Below are 11,316 nucleotides of genomic sequence, written 5' to 3'. Positions count from 1 at the left end.
TTTGCCCATTCTTAAATGAAGCTACGCACACTACATAAAATCTTTATCGTCTTCCTATTTTTAGGGGTTTACACGAATATTTGGTCGCAAAAATCAGAAGCAAACCCGCTAATGGACTCGCTTTCATACGTTTATCAAAAAAACGTGTATTCACAACCTGTTTTAGCCAAGGAAGCTGCGCAAAAATGGTTGGAAGAAAGTGAAAAACAAGGCTTAAAAATCCATACCATTAGAGCGCATTATGCACTTGCGAATCTTGGAAATATTTCGGGCGATTATAAAAGTGCAGTGAACGAAACTCAAAAAACCATTGCCCTTCTTAAAGAGCTCAACATGGAAAATGGTTTGGCGGCCAGCTATAATATTTTGGCATTGGGCTATAAAAACCTTGGCAACTACCCAAAGGCAATGGAAAGCTTTTTGGAGTGTTTACGGTATGCAGAAAAAATGGATGACACCCAGCAAGAAGCCAATGCCTACCAAAACATAGCTACTTTATATGTTTTACAAGAAGAGTATAAAAAGGCAACCGAAAATTTAGACCGTGCCGCGGACCTATATCGTGCTTTAGGTGATGATGATGGTGTTCTGGTTACTTTATTCAATTTCGCAAGTATTTTAAAAGAACAAGGTAAATATGATGAGGCTCGCGAACACTTTAAAACGGTGTTAGAATATCGTGAGAAAGAAGGAAACAAAGCAGTAATAGCATATATCAACATGAATCTTTCCCAAATGTTGGTGAAAGAAGAAAAATATGATGAAGCCGTAATTTCTTTAAAGAAAACCCTGTCGCTTTTAAAGGAAGTTGAGTTTACGTCTGACATGGTGATCATTTTAAACGACCTTGGCTTGTGCGAAAGCAAACTAGGACATACCAAAAAAGCCATCTCCTATTTTGAGCAAGCGCTGCAAATGGGTGAAGAACAAGCTATAAAACAATATAAATCTGACATCTATAAAAACCTTTCCCAACTTTACCAAGATGAAGGCGATTATAAAAAAGCCCTGGCATTTTATGAAAAAGGTGTGAGTACATTATCACAGCAGAATTCTCTTGATAAGGAGAAATATGTTGCTGAACTACAAGAGCGGTATGAAACGCAATTAAAAGAAACCAGGATCAACCTTCTTGAAAAAGAACAAAAACTGGGCGAAGCAGAACTGCAAAAAGCAGAACTTACCGCAAAAAGACAACGCCTCATTAGAAACGTATTTATTGCCGGTTTTATCCTGGTTTTATTGTCATTGCTTATTCTCCGTCATCAATATGTTAAACGGTTAAAGGTACAGCAAGAATTAAGCTTACAGCGCGAAGAAAATGCCGATCAGAAAATCAACCAAATGATCAAGGACTATAGATTATCTGCCGTTGAAAGGTATCAACAAGGTCAAGATGAAGAGCGTGCACGTTTGGCTCGTGAAATCCATGACGGTATTGGTAGTGATTTGGCAGGGATTAAAATTGCTTTTGAGCATTATGTGGAAGACCAACAAGAGAAGCCACAGACCAAGCGAATATTAACGGCAATAAATAATGCCTGTACAGATGTTCGCGGATTGTCCCATCAATTACATCCACCGGCTTTTGCCGCACTGGGGTTTACCAATTTCTTGGGTGATTTTATTGACCAAATCTCCGCAAGTGATACTATAGATTTTCAAACCTTCTTTTACCCGGAAGAAGACATCAACAAACTGCCAGATGCCCTGCTTGCAGATGTGTACCGTGTTGTACAAGAATTGGTCAACAATATTCTAAAACATGCCGAAGCCACCAATGCGGAAGTACAACTTACCAAGCATTATGACCATTTGAATATTGTGGTCAATGATAATGGCAAAGGCTTTCAAGAACATAAAAAACAAGGAATAGGTCTACGAAATATTAAGGAGCGCCTTTCTAAAATGAAAGGTACTTTAGACATAGACAGTAGCGCCAGTAGCGGAACATCTATCACCATAGATATTCCATTAAAACAGACCATGTGAAGAAAATCAATATCATAATAGCAGACGATCACTTAATGTTTCTTGAAGGGATCAACACCATTTTAAGTGACATGCCAGAAATTGGAGAAGTCCACCTTGCCACAGAAGGTAAACAGGTGGTACGGCTGTTGAACCAGTTTGAAATCGGCTTGATCATTAGCGACATCAATATGCCAAAAATGGATGGTATTGAGTTGTTGACCGAGATAAAAAAGAAGCACGGTACCGTAAAAATTATCATGCTGAGCATGTTAGACAATCATAGAACGGTACATAAGGTCATTCAAAAAGGTGCAGATGGTTTTGTTCCCAAATTTACCAGCAAAGAAGAACTGCAGAAAGCGGTACGTACCGTTTTAGATGGCGAACAATACTTTTCTGAAATTATTAAGCAACGCTATATGGAAAGTATTTTTGAGCGAAAAAAGTACAAGAATATTGAGCTTTCTCCCAGAGAGAAAGAAGTATTGTCCCTGTTGGCAGACGAGCTGACATCGAAAGAAATATCGGAAAAACTATTTATTTCGGTTAATACCGTGGAAACCCACAGAAAGAATATCCTGTTAAAAACAGGTTCAAAAACCACAACAGGAGCTGTAAAATATGCTATAGAATCTGGCTTGTTCGACTAAAACTAGAGCATTATTACATCTGAATACCCTCGGCTTCCACTTTTAATTTGATAAGGGCTAAGGTCTCATCATAGGAGATATTATCATTTTCTTGACTTACCATTTCACCAAAATACAAATGCCCCGTTTGTATATCGTAGTACGTAATATACAGCCCCGTTAAGGGGTTTTGCCATTTCTCATTTTTATCATTGTCTATGGTTTTATCTTTTAGGTATTGCACCCAAGCAATTTTTGACAAACTGGATTTATCTAAAATGATTTTCCGGTAATTATCGTCTATTTCATAATTAGGATACGAGGCATCCAAATTGGTCTGAATACGTTGTTTTATGTCTTTTTCTATGGTAACAAAATTGTTCATAGTAGCCGAAAGCATAAACATTTGCGGGTGCCATTGATTTTCAATATTCTCTAGCGGAATGTCAATAAACCCCTCAGGATGGGCTTCCGTTTTAATGTACAAAGACATAGTATACGGAATATCCAACTCCTCATATACACTGTTTAGCCTAGCAACAAACCTTTCAATTACATCATGTAAAGCAGCCGTTTCTATTTCCCCCGGAACAAAAATCTCAAACCTATCGTTCTCAAATTTTATTTTAGGTATTTCATTTACAAAATCGGCTTTTACGTTTTGTCGTGTTTCATAGCGCTTGCGTTCTCTTTCGTAGAGGTCCGCAATTTTCAAGTTTTCTTTTCCATAGTAAGATAAGGTGTCATTCTCCAATAGCTCTTTTGGATTCACATGGCAGTAGAATTCAATTTCCGGTATTTCTTTATGAAAAATAACTACGGTAAACATGTTCGGGTTCATGGTAGCGGCATTAAAGAACCTATTCAGTTCTCTAAAACCTAACTCGCCCTTGTGTTCTTTTTCTAAGTAATGTTCTAAATTCTGAGCAGCTTTATTGGTTGAAATCCCACCCATAAAACGGGAAAAATTGCTTACAAAAATGAAAAACAGCACTAACAAAACGCCTATAACAATCAATGTTTTCATACCTGAAATTTTATAAAGTGAAGTTACCGTGATTGCCTTGTAAGCACCTCACGGAATTCCGTGAGTTTTACATTTCACTTAAATGGGGTGCTTAGAAACTAACGTGCTAAAATACCTTTGAAGTATTCAAAATTACATCTAAAAAACAATCATAATGGGATTACAAGAAAAAAGAGCTGCTAAGGCAATTGAAGAACAATATGTAGGGGATTACCAAAAAGAAATCAATGAAATAGTAGGTAAAGAATTACCTATTAACATTAATTGGGACACCTTTGAAATGGATTATATAAAATTTGTACCAAGTGTATGTTTACAACGTGTTACAGATGCCTTTAAAGAAGTTTGTTCAGATGATTTAGGTAAAGAAGCTATTGCAGAAAGTATTAATAGCATTGAAGTATTCTGTATTGCCAATGACGGTGCAGAAGACAAGAAAGAATTGAAAATAGCAGATGGTGTATTCTCACTAACTGCATGTTGGGGAGGTCACCACAGCGGGTATTTCTCTGATTTGGTTATAAGAGAATTCTTAGAGAACAATCTTTAAGAGTATTGGTCTATAAAGACTATGTTGTTACAAAAAAAGGAAAGCCAAGTAGGCTTTCCTTTTTTGTTTTCATCAATCTTATTTTAAGTTTATAAGCACTTCTCTATACGATCCTGCAGTACCGCTTTTGACGCCACACTCTTTATTCCCTTAGAAAAGTCTAAGCATACAGTAAGCATATTGTTTTGTAGGTTTACTGTATTTTCCTCTCCCAAGTGAAACGACAGCTCTTTTACAGCGTTTACAAATGCTTCTTTGGCTAATGCGTCCGCGGCTATTGCTGCTAATGTTTCTTGCAATAACACTATTGTTTTCTTTGCATAGTACTTTTCAAGATCTTCAGGTTTTTCTGCATAGTCATAATTAATGACAATTGCCTTACCCAACATTTTCTCGACCGATTGCTCTACATCCCTAATTGCCTTTTTAAGTTGAAGTACGGTTGGTACATCGTCTGTATTTGGCGTAAAAGGAATGTTACCATCTGAAAATTGATATAGGTAATTTTCAATGTTCCCTAGCGAGATGGAAGCAATGGCATGCAACTCTACATATTGTAAATCTGGTTTGTGGTCATACCAATTCCCCAATAAAACAATACTTTTTTCCGTATCATAATTAATGAAGTACCCAGAGACATTACCTCTACTGGTACCAATAGACACGTTAGGCATTTGGGGTTTTTCTTTATTTCGTTCTTCGTCCGCTATTCCTTGAAGGGTTTTGAGTACCTGGGAAATTTCTAGTACAGGTAGCTGCAGCATTGTCTTAAAATCCATAGTTCTGTTTTAATTTAAGACAGTAAAGATGGAACGTATAGCGCTGAAATTAGTACCCGTTTTCAGTGATATTACATCTTCAATAACAGTTATTGCATATTGGTATTTCATTTTAGGTGAAGCGCTATATTTATTTACCTAAAACGCTAATCCAAAACTTGATTAATTGCCGTCATTCTTTTTAGAAGAATAGGCACGAACAAAGCGAATTTAGCATTGAATTCTTCTTGCGATGCAGCCGTGTTTATGGTTTTCACCATACTGCCCCAACTATTGAACAGAGCTTCTTCCGCATTTTCACCATCGGTATCCATATTCATGGCTTTTACCAGTTTAAAATTCTCATCATCATTGTAAAAACCGGTAGTCTTCACCTTTTCAAAAATGTTCTCAAGGATGCTTTGCGTAGCTAGAAGTTCAGTAACGCCAAGTGTTGCTTCTTGTGATGTTTTGATAGCTTCAAAAACGTCTATCATTAAATTCTGTACCTCATCATTGATACTCTCGTCTAAATATGTCAAAATCGTATGTGTTTTAGTTGTTTGTTTGTGTTCTATAATGGTTTTTTTACGCTGATATTTAAAGTAACTACCAATAGGTACCCACCAAAAATGTCATTCGAATAAAGGCGATAACACTTTCGCTAGTGAGTGCTATTGGTGCTTTTAAATCGGTTACCTCATCATCATCTATGAATACAACAAAGAGTCCGTCTTTAAAAGCAAGCAAAACATTATCAATTGCTTTTTGCTCATCGGTGAGGTCCTTATTTGCCAAATCGCCAAAATCCACTTTACCGCTTTGTGCCTGATCCTGAATTTCTGCGGGACTTAAAAAACCGACCACATTGACTTCCATTCGCTTTTTGTTGAAAGCCGCCACTTGGTTTTTTACGCAACCTATTAAAAGTTCCTCAAGATTCTTTGGAGTTTTTATTAAGGTGAAAGGCACTTGCTTTACCTTTTTCTTACCGAGTCTTTTTAGCTGTAATGTAATTTCCATTGATCTCTGTTTTATTTTGCGTTAGGGATTGTCGTGGAAAGCCCACAGTGCGATAGCACGCGGACTTGCAACAAAAGCCCGACCCCACCTAAGTGGGGTAACGCCATTATTCTTGTTATTTAGCTATTTATCTGCGCCAAAATTGTTGGATCTTGTATTTTATTATCCTCTGATAGTAACTTCATTTTTGAAATGATCTCGGCAGATTTTGGGTCGTCATCCACAAAGGGTAAAAACATACGTCCCCTGTGCTGACTGTGCACTGGAATAATGGATAACGACAAGCCTTTTTTGCTTACTTGACCGCTACCTAAATGTATACTGTACTCGCCCAACGTGCCCTGTATAAATATGTGACGCTCTTTAACCGTTATTTTGCTCAGCTTAAACAATTTTGCCGACTCTTCTGCCAAGGCAGCACGCATTTGCATGGTACTGTGGCTTGCTTCTGGATCTACACCACCAACATGGGCTACACTTACCACAAGATCCATATCTCTCATAATCTCACTAAAAACTACAGCCGGAATTTCTGTTAGCGGAATACGCTCATGCGTTTCAATGGAGTGAAAACAGACTTCTTCTAGCGTTGGTGCCTCTACATCTGACGGGGAATACCAGTCTGCCATAGCATACATGGTGGCAATGAAACCGCGTTTATGATATACTTTCTGTAAACCTTCTTCCCTACTCACCGTCCAGCCGCGACCCCTTAAAAGCGCCACGGTCTGCTTGGGCTGAATTTGATGTCCTTGGTAACGCTCAGACCTATTGCTGTGCTCCCGCTCATCTTCAGTAAGTAGATACAATTCTCTAAATACCTGCTTAAAAGGCTGTACCAAACGTTCAGCAAAAAGGTGTTTCTGATATACATCCCATTCTACCGCTGTATATAAATGCGATGCGTGGGCAATGACCAACTCATCTTCTTCTTGCAATTGATGGGTTTTTCCGGAAACGTCGGTAAGGCTACCATCCGTATAGAAACCGGAGATTTCCTTATTGGGAGCGAACAGTACCAATTTGCTCAACATCACCTTCACGATAGGATGCTGCATCATTTTATGAATCTCCAAAGCGGTAAACTTATCTTCATTTACCATAGCATTCTCTAGCGACAAACGTGTTCTACTATATTGCCTTGAGAGGTAGGTTTTATTCTCTTTTAATGCGATTACCAGCTTGTCTTTGCGCAACTTGGCCGGTATGGATTTTAAAGGTTTATCACCTTTTGCAACTATAATTTCGGCTTTTCCAAGATCATTGATGACCAGAGTAATTTGGGTATCATCAATAGTCAACACCGCATTTTCCATTATAGTCTGGGTTGCCTTTGCCTCCATTGCCCAACCAAAACGTACGCGATCTAGATAGCCCGCATTCCTTGACAAATTATCTAGTGCAATTTCTACCGCTGCCTTTTCACTTTCCTGGCGCTGAGCCCCAAACTGCTTGCTTTCCTTTAAAAAATCTTGCAACAGGTTATAACGCTTCAACAAATCTTTTTCAGGTACGGTTTTGCTCAACGGAATCAACCCTAAGGCACGTACATAATCTTTATCTCGCTTATCTTTTATCTTCTTTAATGTCTCGGTAATTTTTACCTCGCCCAACATTACACTGGAGTATAATTTTACCAGTCTGTGCGCATTACCATCTGTAATATATTTAGCGGCATCATGCAATATTTTCCAGTTGGCTTTACCCAAACTGCCATATACTTTATTGAACCAATCTATATCAATGGCACCCAACGAAAAGTCCGATTTTGGAATATTGGAATACCTTGAGATAATGGTTTCTTTCTCGCTACTCATATAATCCGATGCGTGGGCCTGAAACCACCAAACGGCATCTTCCAGTTTTTCCAATCCTAGATATTCACCAATAACACCTGCCCACTGGGTAGCGTAGCACGCCACTTCTATTAGTCGTTTTTTAGATATTTTATGCTCGTCTGCAAGTGCTACAAAATCAGCATAACTTTCGGTTTCCTTAAATGTCGTCTTCTTTAAAATAGCGCTGAAAAGTGATTTTTTACTATTACCATAATAGCTATAACCACGCTCAAAGGTATCTTTACCCAAACGCTGCAACACTTTAAAAACATAGTCTACCCCTTCAACGGTATTAATGGAAAAAATATAATCCGTTGCCGGTGTCACCAAATCTCCCCGTTCCAGCTCAGTTTCCAACAGGTTCGTTTTTAAGGGTAAAAACACATGTTTAGGCACCAAATTTTCAGTTAGCGTACCTCTACGAATTCTATAATTATAGCCACCATCTATAATGGTCATTAGATCATTGGAATACAGTGCTTGGAAAAGTAGGTCGTCATCATTTATCAATCCTGCTTTATAGAGCCTTAAGGTTACTTCTACATCTGGAAAATTAAGGTTGCCAGAATTTCGTTTTTCCCTGGTAATTTCCTGTATATCCGTAACCGTATCAGGATGTCCAAAATCCTGTGCCACCAAGTACATTTGAATGTCCCAGAATCTTTTTAAATCTTCATTACTTAATATATTAATCTCGCCAACACTTAGATCACCTGCATACGATGTAATAATATTTGCCCAGTTAGCGGTTATAGTATGATGGTACCCACTTAATTGAAACTTATAATTTTGCAACCTTTTGGGAAATGAAGCCACCATGTCTTCAAAAACATCTAACTTATAGGAAACAATGGTTTCCCTATCCGCATATACTATGAACAAGCGCCTGATTATAGTAATGTACGTTCTTATTTTGGTATAATAGTTTTCTTCGCTATTGATATTTAACCCCGTTAAATCTGGATAAAATTGTTTTATATAAGGTACCAGTTCTTCATACTGTCCAAAAGGATAACTCTTATGGTTTAGAAAACGCAATACGGCACTCATTTCAAAATCGTTCAACTTACTTTGTTCGTACCAGGCTACCCAAACATTGGACAATGGTAAATTATGTAAACGATCTTGTGCCGTGGCATGCTCATCTAGTTTTTTCATATCATGAAGCCCTCGGTTAATAAAGGTGGTGTCGTTCTCACCTTGATAGCCCTCCATCTGATATTCATATGTACCATTTTCAGCAACCAGAGCAATTAATGCATTGACAGTGGTAATTATCTTATCAATGTCAATGATATCCTTAAATTTAAAGTCTGAAGACTGAGAGGTTTTAATACCCAGCTTATCCAAGAAATTAGATTTAACCTCAAAACGAGGCTGTGGCTGGTAAAGGGCACTTAAGTTATTGTAATCTACAGTGCCAAAACCGTTACTGAAATTGTATTCATCCTTATTTTTAACGAACTTATTTAAAAGTACTTGTTCATTTTTGGAAATCTTGGGTCGCTCCTTAAATGTAGCCACCTGAGCTTCTACAAAATCTGGATATCTGTTCTCAGCATCTAAAATGGTAAGTATCTCTAAACCTGCCAATCGTTGGTCAATACTTTTTGCCGTAACCAAGTTGCCGGCACTCTGTTTTATGGTATCATTAGGTAAAGACACCAGCAGTTGTATTACGGCGGTACGCATACTTTTGTTCTTCCGTTTCAAAAGATCTTCGGCAATCTCCAAATCGGTATCGTACAAATGCATTTTGCGGAAAATGTTGAGTCCCGTTGCCATAACACACTCATTTCTATTGTATACAGCCTTTCTTGCCAACGCCCTGCGCCATGAGTATTGATCATAGTTTAGCTTTACTTTTTTCTCATCTGTCTTATAATGGTGAAACGCATAACTATAATGTATTGGAAAAACTTTACGAATGTAAGTCTCCCTAAATTCCGACGGCAATTCATCTAAATCGTTTGCCATAAGCTCCAGCTGCTGTTCCGTTGCCTCATGCAATAAAAACTGATAGAAATATTGAGAATTAGGGGTAAAACTCCACCAAGAGAAAATCTTGCTTTCATAAGTTTTTCCCTTATCCTCAACTGTTTTTGCGACCTCTAATAATTTGGTAAACGTATCATTATCCAACTGCATTTCCGGTAAGTTTACCGCCATCCAATGATCTAGGGCATAATCTTTACCTAATTCTTGTATAAAATATGCAACCAAAGAATCATTGGTACGATCCGTTTTACTCATAAAGTAAAGCGCTAGAATTTTCTTGTTCCTATCGGTTGAAGAATAAACAATGTCCAAGGCTTTGGCATTCGCTTTATCAACATCCAAAATACCTATAGCCCATAATGCCACATACACCTCAATATTATCTTTACTTTTCAGAAGTGTGTCTACTTCCTTTAAGTTAAGAATTAAAGAGTGCGCCAGTTCCAAAATACGATTGATGACCGATTTCTTAGGCGCCTCCCAGTTTAACCCAAACCAGGTATTTACCGCCCTTACAACGCTACTGAAACGGATAATATCATTCTCTAACACTACATTGATCATGTATTTTAAAGACTGGAGACCGGCTTCATCCATAGATTCCAGAATGGACTGTCGCAAACCTTCTTGACGTTGAGCAGCCAATAATAATTTACCCACCATCTCCCAGTGTTTTTCATCTTCCGACAGTAATAAAGCTTTGATAATATCTTGACTTACACCACCAATTTCATCTTCACCTTGTAAAATATCGTTCAACAGCTCATTGAACATATCACCACTATTTTGCAAAACAATAGCGAAAAAAACACTGTTGCCATGTGGGTAATATGTGCTGTATTGAAAATGTTCTTGCAAGCTTAATCCACAAAAACCAACACGGCTATTGTATAAAAATTGACTAAATATAGTTAGCTTATTCTGTAAAATATCTTCACTTGGTTGCGATCTAAAGGCTTTGCGATCATAGCTTCTTTGGTAAGGCATGGTATTGATAAAATCCCACATGGCAGATAAATACGGTGCTTGTACCACGCCAAATAATTGTATACCCAAACGCATACCTTCTTCGGTCAACCAAGGGTTTATGGTCAAGGGATCATCAAACTCGCTAATGAAATCGTTACTATTATAATATTCATACTTCTCCTTCTTTATACGTCCTAGAATTTGCCCAAGCCTTCTGTAAGGTTGAGAAAATGAACGAAACTCAAAACGATCTACCTCCGGTTTTTGGTGTTGGGCTATATATTTTTGCGCTTTTTCTGCTGGAATCATATGATGCTATTCTTTATGCTTTATATTCTGATATGAGGGCATTATGGATTGTATCTACATATTAACTTATGCTGTACAATGTTATTTTACAGTCTCCAATTAATTATGGCAAGTTAGCCGGAAAGTAACTTTTCTTTCTACCGGAATTTGGGGATTTTTCAACCTACAGGATTTTTTTAATCTTCAATATCACTGAATGCAGTGACAAAAACACCAGTGCTTTTGGAAAGCTTTGTACATC

8 protein-coding genes are annotated in these 11,316 nt (G+C 37.7%); 3 read left to right on the top strand and 5 right to left on the bottom strand.

The window, feature by feature from the left end:
• Window positions 1-15 precede the first annotated feature (15 nt).
• A complete protein-coding gene (locus B2Z27_RS06730; RefSeq protein WP_091606447.1) occupies window positions 16-1,992 on the top strand; it encodes a tetratricopeptide repeat-containing sensor histidine kinase in 1,977 nt (658 codons plus the stop codon).
• Window positions 1,989-2,624: a response regulator transcription factor gene (locus B2Z27_RS06725; RefSeq protein WP_286813039.1), complete on the top strand. Its 636-nt coding sequence runs from the start codon at window positions 1,989-1,991 to the stop codon at window positions 2,622-2,624. The genes B2Z27_RS06730 and B2Z27_RS06725 overlap by 4 nt, the downstream gene beginning before the upstream one ends.
• Window positions 2,625-2,637: 13 nt before the next feature.
• Here the strand turns inward: B2Z27_RS06725 and B2Z27_RS06720 are convergent, their stop codons facing one another.
• Window positions 2,638-3,630 carry a hypothetical protein gene (locus tag B2Z27_RS06720; protein WP_286813037.1) on the bottom strand — a complete coding sequence of 331 codons (993 nt, stop codon included), beginning with the start codon at window positions 3,628-3,630 and terminating at the stop codon, window positions 2,638-2,640.
• A 154-nt stretch (window positions 3,631-3,784) separates the two neighbouring features.
• Between B2Z27_RS06720 and B2Z27_RS06715 the strand changes: the two genes are divergently transcribed.
• Entirely contained in the window at window positions 3,785-4,180 is a 396-nt protein-coding gene (locus tag B2Z27_RS06715; RefSeq protein ID WP_071341433.1) for a hypothetical protein, read from the top strand.
• A gap of 89 nt (window positions 4,181-4,269) precedes the next feature.
• Here the strand turns inward: B2Z27_RS06715 and B2Z27_RS06710 are convergent, their stop codons facing one another.
• From B2Z27_RS06710 to B2Z27_RS06695, 4 genes are all read right to left on the bottom strand, one after another.
• Window positions 4,270-4,959 (bottom strand): hypothetical protein, encoded by a 690-nt coding sequence (locus B2Z27_RS06710; protein WP_286813035.1) that lies wholly within the window; start codon window positions 4,957-4,959, stop codon window positions 4,270-4,272.
• Between the two features lie 146 nt (window positions 4,960-5,105).
• Window positions 5,106-5,480, bottom strand: coding sequence for a hypothetical protein (locus B2Z27_RS06705; RefSeq protein WP_232231178.1), 375 nt, complete (start codon window positions 5,478-5,480; stop codon window positions 5,106-5,108).
• Between the two features lie 67 nt (window positions 5,481-5,547).
• Window positions 5,548-5,961 (bottom strand): hypothetical protein, encoded by a 414-nt coding sequence (locus tag B2Z27_RS06700; RefSeq protein ID WP_286813034.1) that lies wholly within the window; start codon window positions 5,959-5,961, stop codon window positions 5,548-5,550.
• A gap of 119 nt (window positions 5,962-6,080) precedes the next feature.
• Window positions 6,081-11,075, bottom strand: coding sequence for a DUF4132 domain-containing protein (locus B2Z27_RS06695; protein ID WP_286813032.1), 4,995 nt, complete (start codon window positions 11,073-11,075; stop codon window positions 6,081-6,083).
• Between the last annotated feature and the right edge of the window lie 241 nt (window positions 11,076-11,316).

The organism is Maribacter sp. UBA3344 (assembly GCF_002362375.1).
GTDB lineage: Bacteria > Bacteroidota > Bacteroidia > Flavobacteriales > Flavobacteriaceae > Maribacter > Maribacter dokdonensis.
This window is presented reverse-complemented; position numbering and strand designations above follow the sequence as displayed.